This window comes from Verrucosispora sp. WMMD573, from assembly GCF_027497175.1.
Lineage (GTDB): Bacteria > Actinomycetota > Actinomycetes > Mycobacteriales > Micromonosporaceae > Micromonospora.
Genome location: NZ_CP114901.1, coordinates 233239 through 250578, shown reverse-complemented (window position 1 = coordinate 250578; position 17340 = coordinate 233239). Strand labels below are relative to the sequence as shown.

13 protein-coding genes and 1 pseudogene are annotated in these 17340 nt (G+C 71.8%); 9 read left to right on the top strand and 5 right to left on the bottom strand.

Annotation, left to right across the window (positions count from 1 at the left end):
• Positions 1-370: 370 nt before the first annotated feature.
• Positions 371-2176, top strand: coding sequence for a glycoside hydrolase family 6 protein (locus tag O7601_RS01210; RefSeq protein ID WP_281564469.1), 1806 nt, complete (start codon positions 371-373; stop codon positions 2174-2176).
• Positions 2177-2376: 200 nt separating this feature from the next.
• On the opposite strand, the gene O7601_RS01205 is transcribed toward O7601_RS01210, so the two are convergent.
• The 3 genes from O7601_RS01205 to O7601_RS01195 all read right to left on the bottom strand — a co-directional run bounded on the left by O7601_RS01205 (position 2377) and on the right by O7601_RS01195 (position 4460).
• On the bottom strand, positions 2377-2757 hold the full coding sequence (locus tag O7601_RS01205; protein ID WP_281564468.1) for a hypothetical protein: 381 nt from the start codon (positions 2755-2757) through the stop codon (positions 2377-2379).
• A gap of 154 nt (positions 2758-2911) precedes the next feature.
• Positions 2912-3853: a hypothetical protein gene (locus O7601_RS01200; protein WP_281564467.1), complete on the bottom strand. Its 942-nt coding sequence runs from the start codon at positions 3851-3853 to the stop codon at positions 2912-2914.
• A gap of 10 nt (positions 3854-3863) precedes the next feature.
• Positions 3864-4460 (bottom strand): hypothetical protein, encoded by a 597-nt coding sequence (locus O7601_RS01195; protein ID WP_281564466.1) that lies wholly within the window; start codon positions 4458-4460, stop codon positions 3864-3866.
• Positions 4461-4757: 297 nt separating this feature from the next.
• Here O7601_RS01195 and O7601_RS01190 point away from each other — a divergent pair.
• The 7 genes and pseudogenes from O7601_RS01190 to O7601_RS01160 form a co-directional block, all read left to right on the top strand.
• Positions 4758-7331: pseudogene (locus O7601_RS01190) on the top strand (nitrate- and nitrite sensing domain-containing protein); the annotation flags it as partial.
• A 263-nt stretch (positions 7332-7594) separates the two neighbouring features.
• The gene (locus O7601_RS01185) at positions 7595-8014 is read left to right on the top strand and encodes a roadblock/LC7 domain-containing protein (protein ID WP_170863617.1); all 420 of its coding nucleotides are present in this window, start codon (positions 7595-7597) and stop codon (positions 8012-8014) included.
• Positions 8004-8393, top strand: coding sequence for a DUF742 domain-containing protein (locus tag O7601_RS01180; protein ID WP_281564465.1), 390 nt, complete (start codon positions 8004-8006; stop codon positions 8391-8393). Before O7601_RS01185 ends, O7601_RS01180 begins: the two co-directional genes overlap by 11 nt.
• Entirely contained in the window at positions 8374-8976 is a 603-nt protein-coding gene (locus O7601_RS01175) for an ATP/GTP-binding protein (protein WP_281564464.1), read from the top strand. The genes O7601_RS01180 and O7601_RS01175 overlap by 20 nt, the downstream gene beginning before the upstream one ends.
• Positions 8977-9106: 130 nt before the next feature.
• A complete protein-coding gene (locus O7601_RS01170) occupies positions 9107-10141 on the top strand; it encodes a lactonase family protein (RefSeq protein ID WP_281566753.1) in 1035 nt (344 codons plus the stop codon).
• Positions 10142-10286: 145 nt separating this feature from the next.
• Positions 10287-12050 carry a substrate-binding domain-containing protein gene (locus O7601_RS01165; RefSeq protein WP_281564463.1) on the top strand — a complete coding sequence of 588 codons (1764 nt, stop codon included), beginning with the start codon at positions 10287-10289 and terminating at the stop codon, positions 12048-12050.
• Between the two features lie 206 nt (positions 12051-12256).
• Positions 12257-13741, top strand: coding sequence for a sugar transferase (locus tag O7601_RS01160; RefSeq protein WP_281564462.1), 1485 nt, complete (start codon positions 12257-12259; stop codon positions 13739-13741).
• 18 nt (positions 13742-13759) lie between these two features.
• On the opposite strand, the gene O7601_RS01155 is transcribed toward O7601_RS01160, so the two are convergent.
• A complete protein-coding gene (locus O7601_RS01155; protein WP_281564461.1) occupies positions 13760-14884 on the bottom strand; it encodes a PP2C family protein-serine/threonine phosphatase in 1125 nt (374 codons plus the stop codon).
• A gap of 92 nt (positions 14885-14976) precedes the next feature.
• Here O7601_RS01155 and O7601_RS01150 point away from each other — a divergent pair, with 92 nt between their 5' ends.
• A complete protein-coding gene (locus O7601_RS01150; RefSeq protein WP_281564460.1) occupies positions 14977-15528 on the top strand; it encodes a MarR family transcriptional regulator in 552 nt (183 codons plus the stop codon).
• 101 nt (positions 15529-15629) lie between these two features.
• On the opposite strand, the gene O7601_RS01145 is transcribed toward O7601_RS01150, so the two are convergent.
• Positions 15630-17309 (bottom strand): PP2C family protein-serine/threonine phosphatase, encoded by a 1680-nt coding sequence (locus tag O7601_RS01145; RefSeq protein WP_281564459.1) that lies wholly within the window; start codon positions 17307-17309, stop codon positions 15630-15632.
• Positions 17310-17340 lie beyond the last annotated feature (31 nt).

Sequence of the window (17340 nt, the reverse complement as noted above, 5' to 3'; positions counted from 1 at the left end):
CGGCGCCTGGTGGGATGGGTGTCGCAGGGCTTGCCAGGGCGCGCCGCTCGCGTTGTAGTGGTGTTGCGGCATTTGCCCGGTAGCGTTTCGAAAATATCGAACCATTGCCATGGAAGCGCTCCCATGCAAGAATCGCAGGACGCGGTGAGCAGAGCCACACCGCGCAGGCAGGTGTCGAGGGCATCCGGTTCGCCGGACGACCACCTGGCCGCCGACCGGTGACGCCGGTCGTCGCACCACCACCAACGCCCGTCCGGGTCGGGCGCTCCCGAAGAATCCCGTTGGTACCGGCGGCCGTCCGCGCAGGACGTCCCTCGGGCCACGTGCCGGGCCGTACGCGGATCCGGTCTCGCCCAAGGAGATCAGTGGCATGAATGTGTGGAGAAGGCTGTCCGGTCGACGCCGGGCCGTGGCGTTGGCCGGCGCAAGCGCGCTGGTCGCGGGCGGTTTGGTGACGCTACCGGTGACCGCGGCGCACGCGGCGACGCAGTGCGACGTGGCCTACACGACCAACGACTGGCAGGGCGGTTTCACCGCCAACATCACCATCAGGAACGTCGGCGACGCGCTCAGCAACTGGACGCTCGGCTTCACGTTCCCCGACGCCAACCAGCGTCTCGTGCAGGGCTGGTCGGCCCGGTGGAGCCAGTCGGGCCGCAACGTGACCGCGCAGAACGAGTCGTGGAACGGAAACCTGGCCACCGGTGCCAGCACGAGCATCGGCTTCAACGGCTCGTGGAGCGGCAGCAACCCCAAGCCCACCTCGTTCACCGTCAACGGGGTGGCCTGCAACGGCGGCACGACCCCGACCACGCCGCCGCCGACCACCCCGCCGCCGACGACGCCGCCCCCCACCACGCCTCCGCCCACCACCCCGCCGCCGACGACCCCGCCGCCCACCACGCCGCCGCCCGGCACCAAGGTGGACAACCCGTACGTGAACGCCCGGGGCTACGTGAACCCGGAGTGGAAGGCCAAGGCCGAATCGGTAAGCGGTGGCAGCCGCATCTCGAACACCCCGACCGGCGTGTGGCTGGACCGGATCGCGGCGATCGAGGGTACCGACAACAGCCAGTCCAACGGTCCGATGGGGCTGCGTGACCACCTGGACGAGGCGCTGCGGCAGAACGCGCAGTTCATCCAGGTCGTCATCTACAACCTGCCTGGCCGGGACTGCGCGGCGCTCGCCTCCAACGGTGAGCTGAAGGCGGACGAGCTGCCGAAGTACAAGGCCGAGTACATCGACCCGATCGCGGCGATCCAGGGTGACGCGAAGTACCGCAACCTGCGGATCATCAACATCATCGAGATCGACTCGCTGCCGAACCTGGTGACCAACACCTCCGGCAACCCGGGTGGCACCGCGATGTGCGACACGGTCAAGGCCAACGGCGCGTACGTGCAGGGTGTCGGCTACGCCCTGGCCAAGCTGGGCGCGATCCCGAACGTCTACAACTACATCGACGCCGGGCACCACGGCTGGATCGGCTGGGACAGCAACTTCACCCCGACCGCCCAGATCCTGCGGGAGGCCGCCGGCGCCTCCGGCGCCACCGTCAACCACGTGCACGGCTTCATCACCAACACGGCCAACTACTCGGCACTGGTCGAGCCGTACGCCAAGGTCACCGACTCGGTGAACGGGCAGACGGTGCGGCAGTCGGACTGGATCGACTGGAACCAGTACAACGACGAGCAGAGCTTCGCTCAGGCCTTCCGTCAGGAACTGGTCCGGCAGGGCTTCCCCAGCAACATCGGCATGCTGATCGACACCTCGCGTAACGGCTGGGGCGGCCCGAACCGGCCCACCGCCGCGGGCCCGACGACCAGCGTGAACGCCTACGTGGACGGTGGCCGCATCGATCGCCGGATCCACAAGGGCAACTGGTGCAACCAGTCCGGCGCGGGTCTGGGCGAGCGCCCGAAGGCCGCACCGGCATCCGGCATCGACGCGTACGTCTGGATCAAGCCCCCGGGTGAGTCGGACGGCTCCAGCCGCGAGATCCCGAACAACGACGGCAAGGGCTTCGACCGGATGTGCGACCCGACCTACCAGGGCAACGAGCGCAACGGCAACAGCATGAGCGGTGCCCTGCCGGACGCACCGATCTCGGGTGCCTGGTTCCCGGCGCAGCTTTCCGAGCTGATGCGCAACGCCTACCCGCCGCTGTCCTGACGGGCACAGGCATACCCGCCGCCGACAGTAGGTGAGGCGCTGCGGCGGCAGGTCACCCGGGCCCCTGGTCCGACCGCACCGGTCGGACCAGGGGCCCCTCGCGCCGCCTGCGCCACGGTTGCCGTCACCCGCTCGACGGCGTTGGCATGCCGCAACCGGCTACCGCCGCCGCGGCGAGGGCGCACCGTAGCGCATGCGGATCAGGGAACCGTCTTCTCGATCGCCGTGCGGCCGGTCTCGTCCAAGTCGCGCCGGGCCCGCTCGATGTTCTCGGCGGTGAGGTCCTGCCCGCGAGCCATCACCAGGTCCTCCGGCTCCCAGGGCTGCTCTGCGCCGGTGCGGATGTTGTCCCCGCCGGCACCGGTGCCGGTGCCCGTCGCGCCGGTACCGGCGGCGTACGGATCGGCGATGATGTCGGCGGTCGGCCCGCTTCCGGTCGGATCATCCGGTTCGGCGAATGCCGGATCGTTCCGGTCGGGACCGCCCCCGGTCATCAGCTGAGGAACGGTGCTGTCGTCGTCGACCGCCGCGGCCGCCTCGGGGCGCTCCTCCAGCGGTCGTTGCCGATCACGATCCGTCATCGCTGCTGCCCTCCTGTCCGCGGCGCTTTCCGGCCCTGTTGGGCGTACCCGCCCCACCGGTGCCCATGCCTGCCGGAGGTACGCCGAAGGCGGGTGCCCCGGATCCGGGGCACCCGCCTTCGGGTGAAACGTCGTGGCGCTGAACTGCCGCCGGTCAGCGGCCGAGTACCCGGTCGAGGAAATCCCGGTACTCGCGTACGGCCACCCGCAGCTGCTCGGTGTCGGACGAGCCGGCCTCCTGCCAGCCGCCGAGCTTGTTGCGGTGTTCGGTCAGCGCGGCCGAGAGCGCCTCCATGGCCTCCTCCACCAGTGACTGTGCCTCGCCGGCAGCCGCCCGGGGGTCGTCCACGAAGCGCAGTTGGACGTCGCGCCAGCGGTCCCGGAAGCCCTGTGCGGTCGCGTCGTCGAACAGGGTCGCCGCCCCGGCCGGAACCGCCGCCCCGGGGCTGGCCGTGCCCTCGCCCGACGGCTGCGTGTCGGGGTCGACCATCGTGGGAGTGGCGCTGCCGTAGCCGGCACCACCCGCCGCCGCCGTGTGGTCGCCCTCCGTCGTCCGCGGGAGTTCGTCGTCTGTCGCCCTGTCCACGTCGACGGGGTCGGTCAGCCGGTCGTCCGCCGTCCGGTCGGCGGCGGCCGACGCCTCGGTGTCGTTGTCGTCGAGGTCGTCGTCGGCCCGGTCGACGTCCTCGCCGATCCGGTCGAACTCGGCCGTCGGGTCCGCCCGCCGCCCCTCCCGCTCCCCGTCGACCGCGCCGTCACCCGGTCGGGCGGTGTCCTCCTCACGCGGGTCGCGCTCGTCCTCGGGGCGCGGACTGGCTAGTGCGGACGCGGCGACCGCGCCACCGACAGTGGTCGCGCCGAAGGTGGTCGGTACCGGACCCGGCTCGTTGAACTCGGTGCGCTCGCCGTCGGAGCCGGGACGGCCGTCCCATGGGCGACCCCGGTCGGCCTCCGACGGGTCGCGCTCCGTCGGCTCGTCGACGGTGTCGGTCCCGCCGCGCGACTCCCGGTCGTCCTCAGTGTTCGGCACCGCCACCGGGGCGGAGCGTACGGTCTCCGGGTGGTCGTTGTTGAGCTGCTGCTCTTCCTGCCGCATGGTGATCTCCTCAGCGGTTGGTGGCGTCGTGGACGGCGTCGGGATGGCGCTGTTCCGGTGCCCCCGCGGTGCCCGGCGGCTCCTCGCCGAGCAGGTCGCTGAAGAGGGCGCGATAGTGGACGACGGCCTGGCGGAGATCCTCGGTGCTGGCCTCGCCCCGGGAGTTGCGCAGGTGGATCTCGTGCGCGTCACGGTAGTGGCCCAGCGTGCGCGCGTGTTCGACGGAGAGATGGGCGATCTGGTCGTCGAACTCACCGGTGGGGTATCCGCGTTCGGCGATGAGCCGGCTGACCAGTTCGTCGGCCTGTCCGACGGTCTCGGCAGGGGAGTCGACGAAACGTACCTGAAGCTCCTCCCACGCCTCGGTGTACCGGACCCGGGACTCGGGGGTGAGCGGGACCAGTTCGAGTTCGGCGTGTCGGCGTTCCCGGTCGCGCAACTCGCGCTCGGCGGCGCTGCGGCTGTCCTGCTCGGCGACGACGTGGTCGTACTCCGGGCCGAAACGCTGCCGGAGCGCCCGGCGGCGGCCGGCCACGACGACGGCGGCGGCGGTGGCGGCGACCACCAGGATGACGAGGACGGTGAGGACTATCTGCGTGGGCGACATGGCTCCTCCTTCGCCTGCAGGTATTCCCGCCACGTACTGATCGCCAATCCCGTTCCGGAGCACTTTCCTGGCTCGACCTGGCTGCCGGCCGGGCGGAACCCGACAGGCGGTTCGTCGTCGGGACGTTCGGCAACGTACCGGTAGTCTCGACGGACGGTAGTGCGACCGGCGCGGATTACGTATCCTGCCCAAGGCGCCCGAGCCGGCGTTCCGGTGGGACGACCGGGGCGCGCCCCGGTGACGGCGCTGCCCGGCTGTGCCGGAGCCCTTCCAGCCACCCTTCCGGGCGAGGTCCGATTGAACACCCGCGACTGGCCGATCCGCTCGAAGCTGACTGCGTTGGTCGTCGTGCCGGTGACCGCGCTGCTGGCACTGTGGATCTTCGCGACCACGCTCACCTTCGGGCCCGCGCTCGACCTGCTCGCCGCCCGTACTCTTCTGTACGACCTCGGCCGGCCGGGCGAGACGGTGGTGGCCGAGCTGCAACGGGAACGACGGCTCTCCGTGGTTCATCTCGCCTCGCCCCGCACCGAGTGTGGACAGCCGCCGGCCAACTGCGTGCTGCCGGCCCTGGTGGAACAACGGGCCCGCACCGACGCGGCAGTCGGCGAGTTGCGTCGGCGGGTCGATGGGGAGCAGCTGCGGGACGCGGCCGGAGAGCTGCTCGAAGCCCGGCTCGATCGCTTCGTCGGTGAGCTGGACGCGTTGCCGGCCGGCCGTGGCTTCATCGATCGCCGGGATCTGGACCGCACCGGTGCCGTCGGCCTCTACAGCGGAATGATCTCGTCGGCCTTCCAGACCTTCACGGCCCTGGCCAACCTGCCGGATCACGATCTCAACCGCGAGGCGTTGGCGCTGACCAGCCTCGGTCGCTCGCGGGAACTGCTGGGCCAGACCGACGCGCTGTTGGCCGGTGTGCTGACGGCCGGTGGGTTCGCCGAGGGCGAGCACACCCTGCTCGTGCAGGGCATCGGCAATCAGCGGTTCCTGGCCGAGGCCGCGGTGGCCGACCTGCCCGAGGCGGACCGGACCGCGTACCAACGGCTGACCGAGCTGGAGGCGTTCGATCGGTTACGGGCGATGCAGGACGACATCGTGACCGCGGATCCGTCGGCCCGGCCCCGGCTCGACCCGCAGGTGTGGCAGACGAGCTACGACACGGTGCAGCAGTCGCTGCGAGACTTCGAGCTGACCCAGGCGGACGGACTGGCCGACCGGTCCGTGCCGATGGCGGTTCGGACCATGGTGCGGCTGGCCGCCGCCGGCCTGCTCGGCCTGATCGCCGTCGTGCTCTCGCTGGTGGTGGCGGTCCGGGTCGGTCGCTCCCTCGCGCAACGGCTGACCCGGGTACGCGGCACCCTCGCCGACGCCGAACGGCGCCTGCCGGAGGTGGTGGACCGGCTGCGCAAGGGCGAGCAGGTCGACCTGGCGCAGGAAGCGTCGGTGGCCGATCGGGGCGCCGACGAGATCGGCCAGGTCGCGCAGGCGTTCTCCGAGGTACACCGGGCCGCCATCCGTTCGGCCATGGTCGAGGTGAGCCTGCGGCACGGCCTCAACGACGTCTTCCTGAACGTCGCGCGGCGCAGCCAGGGGCTCGTGCACCGCCAGTTGGCTCTGCTCGACCGGTTGGAGCGCGACGCGGAGGACCCCGATCACCTGGCCGAGCTGTTCCGTGTCGACCACCTCGCCACCCGGCTGCGGCGGCACGCGGAGGACCTCGTCATCCTTGCTGGTGCCGCACCAGGACGGGGCTGGCGTAGCCCGGTCGCGATGGTGGACCTGATCCGTGGGGCGATCTCCGAGGTCGAGTCGTACGACCGGGTCGACATCACCACCGTGCAGCCCGCCGGCACGGTCGGCCGGGTGGTGGGGGACATCATCCACCTGCTCGCCGAGCTGATCGAGAACGCCACGACGTTCTCGCCGCCCGATTCCCGGGTCGCGGTCTCCGGGGCGCACGTGGCCCATGGCTACGCCCTCTCCGTCACCGACGAGGGCCTCGGCATGAGCGAGGCGGCCATCGACGAGGCGAACCGGAAACTGGCCCGGTCGCCGGAGTTCGATCCCAGCGAGACCGCCCGGCTGGGGCTGTTCGTGGTGGCGCGACTGGCCGCCCGGCACGACGTCCGGGTGCGGTTGCGTCGGTCGGAGGGCGCCGGACTCACCGCTGTGGTGCTCATCCCGACCGAGCTGATCACCGAGGAACCGTCGCCGTTGCCCGGCCCGGAGGTGCTGGCCGGCGACGACCGGGGTGCCACGCCGGAGCAGCGGAGGCTGGTCCGGGCTACCCGGCTGACCACGGTGCCCCGACCGCGAACCCGCATCGCTGAACGCGGCACGGCGGTATCGGCCGGCGGCCCGGCTTCCGCCGCTCCGACGTCCGGCGCGACTGCCCGGGCTGCGGGCGGACGCTCGACGGTCGGGCCTGCGGAGGCCGACGGCCTGCCCCGCCGGATCCGTCGCCGCGACGCCGTCACCGCCAGCGCCGACCCATCGGGCCCGCCGCCCGGGTCGGGCACCGAGGCCGTCGCCGTCCCGTCCGGTTCCGAGGTGGCCCCCGCCGTCCCGCCCGCCGCCCGGACCGGGACGGAACCACAACGAGCAACGACACGGCCATCCGGGGCCGATGGGGCGTCGGCCGGGCCGGTACCCGCCCACCCGGAGGCACACCGTGGGCTGGACGCGCCCACGATCCAGTTGCCGGCGATGACCGCACCGCCCGGACGGACGGCCGCACTCGACGCTCCGACCGTCCGACAACCGGTGGTGGCGGCCCGGCCGCACCGTGATCCGACGCCCCGAAGCCCGGAGGAGGCACGTCGGGTCATGTCGGCGTTGCAGGCGGGCACCGCGCGGGGCCGGCGTGACGCCGTTCGCACCTCGAACCCGAAACCGGGCGGACCGCCAACCGAGAACGCGCCCGACCGGGCCACGCCGTCCCCGGCGGAGCCGAACCACCAGGCCGACGCAGCTGCCGTGGGCCCGACCGAACAGGCCGGGTCATCGGTGGAGGTTCCCGACCGGGCCGGGTCAGGTCCGGGGGACGAGGACCGGACCACCGCACCGCCCGGCTCCCCGGCGGGCACCGCGCCGACGCCTGGGGATTCCCCGACCGCGACTGAGAGGGATGCCTGATGCAATCGACGAGGCAGAACGCAGATCTCGACTGGTTGCTGGACGATCTGCTGGAGCGGGTACCGACCGCGCGGCACGCCGTGGTGCTGTCGGCGGACGGACTCCTGCTGGGCTCCTCTGCCGGCATGGACGCCGCCGATGCCGAACACCTCTGCGCGCTGGCGTCCGGCCTGTCCAGTCTCGCCCGGGGTGCGAGCCGGCACCTCACCGGGGGACCGGTCCGGCAGACCGTGGTGGAGATGGAGTCCGCGTACCTCTTCGTCACCGCGGCGGGGCAGGGGGCGTGCCTGGCGGTCGCCAGCGACGCCGACGCGGACATCGGCCTGGTGGCGTACGAGATGGCGATGCTGGTGACCCGGGTGGGCGAGAACCTGCAAGCGCCAGCCCGAGCGTCGGTGGGTGCCACCGATGCGGACTGACTTACCCGAGCATCGACACGAGTGGCTCGACGACGACGCTGGGCCGGTGGTGCGGCCGTACACCCTCACCGGTGGGCGCGTGCGTCCCAGCGCGGACGGGTTCGACCTGGTCGCGTACGTGTCGGCGAAGCCGGACCCGGACCTCGCGGCCTACCCGGAGCTGTATCCGGAGCACCGGCTGCTGGTGGAGTTGGCCGGCCGGGGCACCCCCGTCGTGGAACTCGCCGCGGACCTGGACCTGGCGGTCGGCGTGGTCCGGGTGCTACTTGGTGATCTGCTGTCCCGGGGACTGGTCGCCGTACACCAGCCACCGCGCGCCACGTACCTGCCCGACAACAACATCCTCAAGGCGGTGGTCGATGGACTCCGTGCGTTATGACGGCGATCGGCGGGGACATCGGGTGCCCATCGCGCTGAAGATCCTCATCGCCGGCGGCTTCGGCGCCGGCAAGACAACGCTGGTGAGCGCGTTGAGTGAGGTTCGGCCGTTGCAGACCGAGGAGATCCTCACGGGCGCTGGCATCGACACCGACGACGTCTCCGGGGTGGAGGCCAAGTCGACGACCACGGTGGCGATGGACTTCGGGCGGATCACCATCAACGACGATCTTCAGCTGTACCTCTTCGGCACGCCGGGGCAGGACCGGTTCTGGTTTCTCTGGGACGAGTTGGCGTTCGGTGCACTCGGTGCGGTGGTGCTCGCCGACACCCGGCGGCTGGCCGACTGCTTTCCCTCGATCGACTATTTCGAGCAGCGGGGCATTCCGTTCGTGGTCGGGGTGAACTGCTTCGACGACTCCCGTCGGTTCAGCCTGGAGGCCGTGCGGAGGGCCCTGGATCTGGACCCGGAGGTGCCGATGGTGCTCTGTGACGCCCGGGACCGGCAGTCCGGCAAGACCGTGTTGATCTCTCTGGTCGAGCACGTCGCCCGGCATCGGGGCGAGCCGGTGCCGACGGCCTGAGTCGACCGGCCGTAGATCGGTCGGCGGGCCACGGACGGCCGGTTCGCAGTGGGGAGGTCTAATCCGCCGGTGCCGGGGGAAGGCTTCTGAGGTGGGTTCCGACGAGAACGAGCGGAGAGGGCGGCAGCCGGTGGCAGGTCGAGGCGAGATCGTTCACATCGGCGGGTACACCGCGCCCAGCGGAGGGCGCGGCACCGGCATCGTCGCCGCCCGGCGCGAGCCGCGCACTGGCGAGCTGACGTCGCTGGGCACCGTCGCGGTCACCGCGTCGCCCTCCTTCCTCGCCCGCCACCCGACGCGGCCCCTGCTGTACGCGGTCAACGAGCTGCCCGACGGCCAGGTCAGCGCGTGGCAGGTCGGGGCCGACGGTGACCTGTCGTCCGTCGGCTCGTGGCCCACCGGTGGTGCGGAGCCGTGCCACCTGGCGGTCGCGCCCGACGGTGGGCACCTGTTCGTGGCCAACTACGGTGGCGGCAGCGTGACGGTCTTCCCGCTCGATGCGGACGGAGTGCCGGGCGAGCGCACCGACGTGGTGGCGCACCAGGGGCACGGGGCCGACCCCGACCGCCAGGAGCGTGCACACGCTCACATGGTCTCGCCGGGCTCCGGTGGGTCGCCGTTGCTGGTGGTCGATCTGGGCACCGACTCGATCTACCGGTACGACCTTGACGCCGCCAGCGGGCGACTGGTGCCACGAGCGCCCCGGGTGCGAACCGCCGCCGGGGTGGGTCCTCGGCATTTGGCCCGGCACCCCGACGGGCGGCGCTGCTACGTCTCCGGTGAGCTTGATGGTTCGGTGCTTGCCTACGAGCTGATCGACGGGGCGCTGCACCAGCGGGGCCGGGTCGACGCCAGCGACCGGGGCGGGCATGTGCAGCCGTCCGAGATCGGAATCGGTCCGGACGGCCGCTATCTCTACGTCGCCAACCGAGGCGTCGGCACGGTGACCGTCTTCGCGCTCGGTGCGGGCCTGCCGGAAATCGTGGCAGAGGTGGAGACCGGCGGCGAGTGGCCCCGGCACTTCGCACTCATCGGGGAACACCTCTACGTCGCCGACGAACGGGCGGACATGGTGCGCACCTTCCGGGTCGACGCGACGACGGGTGTGCCGGTGGCGGTCGGAGAGCCGTTGCCGATTGCGAGCCCAACTTGCGTTCTGCCCTGATCGTGGGCCTGGGACATAGATGCATCCACATTGTGACGCTGACTCATCACTCAAAGTGACGGAACCGGGGTAAACTGTTTCTCCTCTGTAACTTTCGTCCGAACGGCCATGGCAGTAGAACGGTCGGATACGCAAGATGGTCTGCGTGTCAGCAGGCCGCCATCGCATGCGTTCAAGTATCCACGGTGCCGCCGCCGCAGCAGCGGTCGGCGTACTCGTCGTCACCGCTGGTGGGTGGGTCGGCTATCGCCAACTCGCCGGCCAGGACTGCTCGGGCAAGATCGAGCTGTCCGTCGCGGTGGCGAGCGAGCTCGCCCCGGCGGTCGACCAGGCGGCCACCGAATGGGAGGAGAAGGGCGCCGCGGTCGATGGCACGTGCATCGACGTGACGGTCGCCGCCTCCGACCCGGTCGAGGTGGCCGCGGTGGTCGCGGCCAAGCACGGCGCCATCCTGGCCGGAGTGGGCCAGGCCAGTGGCACCGCGGTGAGCCCGGACGTCTGGATCCCGGACTCCTCCACCTGGCTGCTGCGACTCAAGACCGGAGGCGCGGCGGCGTTCGAGCCCGGCAACGGCTCGTCCATCGCCAGTAGCCCGGTGGTGGTCGCCATGCCGGAGCCGATCGCCACCCGCTTGGGCTGGCCGCAGCAGGAGCTCGGCTGGACCGACCTGCTGACGCGCCTCAACAGTGACCGGCCGCTGAAGACCGGCATCGTGGAGCCGACCCGGGACGCCGCCGGGCTGTCCGGCCTGTTGTCGATGATGACGGCCGCGGCGTCGACCGACGGCGAGACCGCCGAGCAGGAGCGCGTCGGCGCGTTGCGTGCGCTGGCCTCGGGTGCCTCGGCGCTGCGCCAGGACCTGCTCGCCAAGTTCCCGACGGCCACCGACGCCACCACTCTGGCCAGCGCCCTCGGTGCGGCGGCGCTGTCCGAGGAGGATGTCATCGAGTACAACGCCCGGAAGCCTCCGGTGCCGTTGGCGGCGCTCTACCTGAAGCCGGCGCCGTTGCCGCTGGACTACCCGTACGCGGTGCTGCCCGGCATCGAGCCGGCCAAGGCGTCCGCGGCGGGGGTGCTGTTCGAGGCGCTGACCACGACGTCGTTCAAGGACAAGCTGGCCGCGCAGTCGTTGCGCGCGCCGGACGGCAACTGGGGCACCGGTTTCAACGCGCCGCAGGGCGCGCCGAGCCCGGCCGGCGGGGACGCCTCCATCGCGCCTCCGGCGCAGGGCGGCGTCGCCGCCGGTGGGCTGGCGCCGGACGCGGTGGAGCGGGCGGTCTCCAGCTGGTCCATCGCCACGCTGTCCGGCCGGATGCTCTGCATCATCGACGTCTCCGGCTCGATGAAGAACGAGGTGCCGACGGCCAATGGGGCGACCCGACAGCAGGTCACCACGGAGGCGGCGCGGCGAGGGCTGAACCTGTTCGACGACTCCTGGTCGATCGGCCTGTGGGTCTTCTCGACCAACCTGGTGGGCTCGCGGGACCACCGGGAGCTGGTGCCGATCGCGCCGCTGTCGCGACAGCGCAGCGAGTTGGAGCGGGGCCTGGACCGGGTCGTCTCGTCGAGCGGTGACACCGGCTTGTACGACACGCTGCTGGCCGCGTACAAGGACGTCCAGGCGAACTGGGAACCGGGCAAGGTCAACTCGATCGTGCTGTTCACCGACGGCAAGAACGAGGACGCCGACGGCATCTCCCAGAAGGCCCTGCTCGCCGAGCTGAAGCAGATCAAGGATCCGGACCAGCCCATCCAGGTGATCATCATCGGTATCGGCACCGAGGTCAGCAAGTCGGAGCTGGACACCATCGCCAAGAGCGCCGGTGGCGGCGCGTTCGTCGCCACCGATCCCACCAAGATCGGTGACATCTTCCTCCGGGCGATCGCGCTGCGGAAGGCGCCCGCCTGACCGGAGAACTCCCGAAAAGGGGCCTGTGGTACCGGTTTCGCCGTTACCACAGGCCCCTTTCTCGTTGTCCTACGCCTTGGAAACTGACGGCAATACGTCGGAAGCAATTGGTAGTCATGGTTGTCAGGGCAGGATGTCGTCGTGCATCGGCAGACCCGGCCCACCCGGCCGGGCCCGTGCCGTCGGCGAGCGAAGTGGGAGGGCTGGTGACCTCGGCGACGCTGTTGACTCCGGTCAGATCGTCATCGCGACCGCACGACCCACCGCCACCGGGGCGACCGGTGCGCACCGACCAGCGGGCGTACGTCCGCACCCTGGTCGTGCTGGACGCCGCCGTGCTGGCGGTGGCGGTGCTCGTGGGATACGCGGTCCGGTTCGGTGAGGCTGCCCCCCGTGGCCCGGTGCCGTACGTCCTGGTCGCTCCGGCGCTCGTGCTGGCCTGGCTGGTCTCGCTCAAGGCGCTGCGCTGCTACGACGACCGGGTGGTGGGCTACGGCGCGGACGAGTACCGACGGGTGAGCATGGCGAGTCTGCGGCTGGCCGGCGCCACCGCGATCGCGGGCTACGTCGCCGACGTCGGTGTCTCCCGAGGTTTCCTGGCCATCGCCTTCGCGGTGGGCACGATCGGTCTGGAGGTGGCCCGGTTCGCCGCCCGTAAGCGCCTGCACCGCGCCCGGTCGCAGGGGTCAGGCTGGTCACGACGGGTGCTGGTGGTCGGTGACACCGCCCACGTGCTGGAGTTGGTGCACACCCTGCGTCGTGAGCCGTACGCCGGCTACCAGGTCGTCGGTGCCTGCATTCCGGACGCCCTGCTCGCCCCGGTCGCCCAGCGGCTTGGCGACGTGCCGGTGGTCGGCTCGTTCCGGGCCATCCCGGAGGCCGCCGCCGCGATCGGTGCGGACACGGTCGCCGTCACCGCCTGCGGGGAACTGACCGCCACCCGGCTGCGTCGGCTCGGCTGGCAGCTGGAGGGCACCGGCATCGACCTGGTGCTGGCCCCGGCGCTGACCGACGTGGCTGGCCCGCGCATCCACACCCGGCCCGTCGCCGGCCTGCCGCTGATCCACGTGGAGGCCCCCGAGTTCAGTGGCGTCCGCAAGCTGGTCAAGGCGTTCGTCGACCGGTCGCTGTCGCTGATCGCGCTGGCCCTGCTGCTGCCGCTGCTGGCAGTCATCGCGTTGGCCGTGAAACTGGACAGCCGGGGGCCGGTGCTGTTCCGGCAGACCCGGGTCGGGCAGGGTGGCGAGGAGTTCGGGGTCTTCAAGTTCCGCACCATGGTGGTCAACGCGGACGTGCTGCTGGCGGAGTTGGCCGCCCGCAACGAGACCGACGGCCTGCTGTTCAAGATGCGCGACGATCCCCGGGTGACCCGGGTCGGCCGGCTGTTGCGCAAATGGTCGCTGGACGAGCTGCCGCAGCTGGTAAACGTTCTGCTGGGGCAGATGAGCCTGGTCGGTCCCCGGCCGCCGCTGCCCTCCGAGGTCGCCCGCTACGACGGAGACGTCGCCCGCCGGTTGCTGGTCAAACCGGGAATGACCGGGCTCTGGCAGGTCAGCGGACGGTCCGACCTGAGTTGGGAGGACGGCATCCGGCTCGATCTCTACTACGTGGAGAACTGGTCACTCGCCGCCGACCTGACGATCCTGTGGAAGACGGTCGGCGCGGTGGTCAACAGCCGCGGCGCGTACTGACCCGGCGGGAAAGGGACCTCACGGCTGCGGGCCGAGCCAGTCCAGGCAGACCACGACGGCGTCGTCGGTGAGATCACCGGCGACGAACGCCCGTAGGTCGCCGAGCAGGGACCGCACCGCGTCCAGCGCCGTCATCGGTCCCGTCCGGCGCAACATCCGGTCCAGCGCCGTCTGGCCGTACTGCTCGGTGCTCCCGGCCGCCTCGATCACCCCGTCACTGATCATGAACAGTCGGTCCCCGCGCTGGAGCTGGACGAACTGCTCCCGGTAGTTGGTCCCCTCGAACATGCCGAGCGGGAACTGCTCCTCCAGTGGCTGAATGCTGACCTCGCCGTCACGCAGCAGGACAAGCCGGGGCGAGCCGGCGTCGACGGCGGTGAGCAGCCCGGTGTGCAGGTCGAGTTCGAGCAACAGGGTCGCCAGGTACTGCTCGCCCCGGTGCAGGTCGTAGACGGCCTGGTCGGCCAGGGCGGCCTGGTCGGCCAGGGAGATGCCGGCCCGCCGGGCGTTGCGCAGCGCGCAGGTGGCGAGGGTGGTGAGCATCGACGCGGCGACCCCCTCACCCATCCCGTTGATCGTGGCGAGCCAGACCCGTTCACCATCGTCGGACCAGTCGAAGCTATCGCCGCGCACCGCGTACGCCGGCTCCAGCTGACCGGCCAGGCTGAAGGAGGGACGGAGCCGGCTGCGCCCCGGCAGCAGCTCCCACTGCACCTCGGCGGCGAGGGTGAGGCGGCGGCTGCGCCGGGCCACGCGGTAGACGTCCGTGCCGGCGTCGACGGCGGCCAGCTCGTGCGCCAGCGCGGTGGCGACCTCCGCCAGCTCGGCCAGTCGGACCTCGGTGACCGGCGTCACCCGGAGTACGCCCCGCCGCTCGCCCCGCATGCTCACCGGCAGGTACCCGACGCCGTCGGCGTGAGTCGGGCTCTGGTGGTCGAAGCAGCGCCACGCCGGGTGCCCGGGCGTCGTCACCGCCTCCCCACCGCCCAGCGGCAGCAGCGCCGCGAGTCGGTAGTCGACCTGGAGGAGTTCCGTTTCGGTGATGCCGTACTCCTGCTCGAACAGCTCCCCGACGCGCGCCACGAGGAGGTCCACCGGGGCGGCGGTGATGGCCGCGCGGCCCTTGTTGACCGGCTCGCTCATGGTCTCTCCTTGATCACAAGCCCATCCACCGACGGAATCGGGGTACGCTCAGGCGCACCATGGCGGAACTGCATGGTCCACCGGGACCCGAGATGAGTATGGCTGCCGAGCTGGATACCGCGGCGGGTGCCCTGCTGACGGTCTGGGACGGTGCGCGGGAGCGGGCAGCCAACCGCATCTCCACCGCCCAGCTGCGCGCCGTCATGCTCGTCGAGCGGCACGACGGGATCAACCTGCGTCGCCTCGCCACCGGCCTGGACATGCTGCTCTCCTCGGCCAGCCGACTCTGCGACCGGCTGGTGGCCGCCGGGATGCTGGAGCGGGAGCCGGGTCGTGCCGACCGTCGGGAGATCTCGCTGCATCTGACCGCCGAGGCCCGCCGGTTGCTGGCCGAACTGCGCGACGACCGTCGTCAGCACCTGGCGGCGATCCTGGCTGACATGACTCCCGGGGCCCGGGAGGCGCTGCTGCGCGGGCTGCGCGCCTTCGACGAGGCCGCCCGCGCGCGGGTCGTCCGACCGGTGTCGTCGCTGGTGCCCCAGGCCGAGGAGCCACGCTTGGAGCAGACGGAAGGCCGGGATGCCGTCGAGGCGGCGTCGCGCGGCTGGGCGGCGGGGGACGCCTCCGTCTTCCGGACGGCCTGACCGGGGCCGCACCGCATCGGGCGCCGGTGGCGTACTCCGTCGGTGGCGCCGCCCGGCCGGATGGCCCGTCGGTGGCGCCGGTCAGCCGGATGGCCGTCTGATCAGTCCCCGGTCGGCCCGATGGCCAGCATCGCGACGTCGTCGTGACGGTGCCCGGCACACCACGTGTCGACCTCGTGCAGCACGCGGTCGACAAGCGTCGCCGGGGGCAGCCCGGCGCCGGCCGCCAGTGTCCGGCGTAGCCGACGTTCACCGAAGGTCTCGGTACCGCGCGGCCCGCCCCGGGCCTCGGCGACCCCGTCGGTACGAACGAACAGCAACTCGCCGGGACGCAGCCGAACGTCGGCGCTGGCGAATCGGGCGCCGGGCAGGGCGCCGACCGGCATTCCGCCCACCCGAATCGCGCTCACGGTGCCGGTGGCGCGGATCACGAGGGGCGCCGGATGCCCGCCACCGGCGATCCGCACCCGCAGCCCGCCCTGAGGACCGGCGCGTACGGCGCCCAGCAGCAGGGTGGTGAACTGGCCGCGCCGGGCCGCGTCCGGCGTGTCGAGCAGCGCCTGGTCGAGCAGCCGGAGCAGTTCCCGCGGTTGCTGCTCGACCAGCCGCAAGGTCTGCAACGACTGGCGTACCCGGCCGGTGAGCACGGCCGCGCCGACGCCCTTGCCGCTCACGTCCCCGACGGCGAACAGCGCACCGTCGCCGGCCGGCAGCACATCGTAGAAGTCGCCACCGATGCGCAGGCTGTCCCCGGCCGCGCGGTAGCCGCCGGACATGCTCACCCCGGCCACCGTGGGCAGCCTCGGCGGCAGCAGGCTGTCCTGGAGCACCCGGGCGAGGTGGCTCTGCTCGTCGTGCAGCTGGGCGGTGGCCAGTGCCGCACCGGCCCGGGCGACGAGTTCCCGGACCAGCTCGACGTCGCGCCGGTCGAAGCTGGCCCGCTCAGGGGGGCGGAGCAGCACCAGGGCGCCGGCCGTCCGGCCGGCGCCGGGCATCGGGCTGACCAGCAGGGTCGTGGACGCATCGAGGCCCGCCGGGAGCAACGGGTCGAGTCTGCCCGACCCGAGAGCCGGCCAGGGGCGCGGATCGGTTGTCTCGCCATCGAGGGCCTCGACGAGACCGGGTACGGCAGCGACCACGTCCCAGTCGACCGTGCCGGTGATCGGCGCGGTGTCGCCAGCGGCGTACCGGATCCAGTGCGGCCGGTACTCGGTAGGCGTCGGTGGCAGGTGCACCACCAGGGCCAGCTCGGCCAGATAGGGCACGGGCAGGGTGGCAACGGCGTGCAGCGCCTGGTCACGCTCCAGTGCCAGGCCCAGCCGACGGCCGGCACCGGCGAGGAACTGGGTACGCCGACGCTCGGCGAGCAGTTCCGCCACTCGGTTGTGCTCGTCGGTGACGTCCCGCACGTACCAGGCGGATCGGTGGCCGCCCAGAGCGCGGCGGACCCCCCGCAGCCGCCGACCGTGGTGCTCACCCTCGAAGTCGTCGGCGCCGCTGGCGCTCGCGGCCGCCAGTGCCGGCAGCGGACAACCGGCCAGGTCGGTGCCGACGACGATGTCCGGCAGCAACTGCCCGGCCATCGCGTTGACCAGCGCCACCAGCCCGGCGTCGTCGGTGGTCAGCACCCCCTCGTCGAGCCCATCGAGCAACTCACGGGCGAGATCGGCGTCCACGGGAGATGTGCGGTGCGGTACCTCGGTGGCGGCGTGGTGCGACCGCCCGTCGTCGGCCCGCTCGCCGGCCGCACCGGCGAAGGTGCCCGGTCGGGTGCTGGTCACCGGCGGACACCGGGCGCCGGGCAGTGTCGAC

Bases quoted from the DNA above. Each gene is read 5' to 3' on its own strand.
- O7601_RS01175 (WP_281564464.1), top strand. From the start codon at position 8,374: ATGGACTCCGTGCGTTATGACGGCGATCGGCGGGGACATCGGGTGCCC.
- O7601_RS01185 (WP_170863617.1), top strand. From the start codon at position 7,595: ATGCAATCGACGAGGCAGAACGCAGATCTCGACTGGTTGCTGGACGAT.
- O7601_RS01195 (WP_281564466.1), bottom strand. From the start codon at position 4,460: ATGTCGCCCACGCAGATAGTCCTCACCGTCCTCGTCATCCTGGTGGTC.
- O7601_RS01210 (WP_281564469.1), top strand. From the start codon at position 371: ATGAATGTGTGGAGAAGGCTGTCCGGTCGACGCCGGGCCGTGGCGTTG.
- O7601_RS01155 (WP_281564461.1), bottom strand. From the start codon at position 14,884: ATGAGCGAGCCGGTCAACAAGGGCCGCGCGGCCATCACCGCCGCCCCG.
- O7601_RS01200 (WP_281564467.1), bottom strand. From the start codon at position 3,853: ATGCGGCAGGAAGAGCAGCAGCTCAACAACGACCACCCGGAGACCGTA.
- O7601_RS01150 (WP_281564460.1), top strand. From the start codon at position 14,977: ATGAGTATGGCTGCCGAGCTGGATACCGCGGCGGGTGCCCTGCTGACG.
- O7601_RS01205 (WP_281564468.1), bottom strand. From the start codon at position 2,757: ATGACGGATCGTGATCGGCAACGACCGCTGGAGGAGCGCCCCGAGGCG.
- O7601_RS01180 (WP_281564465.1), top strand. From the start codon at position 8,004: ATGCGGACTGACTTACCCGAGCATCGACACGAGTGGCTCGACGACGAC.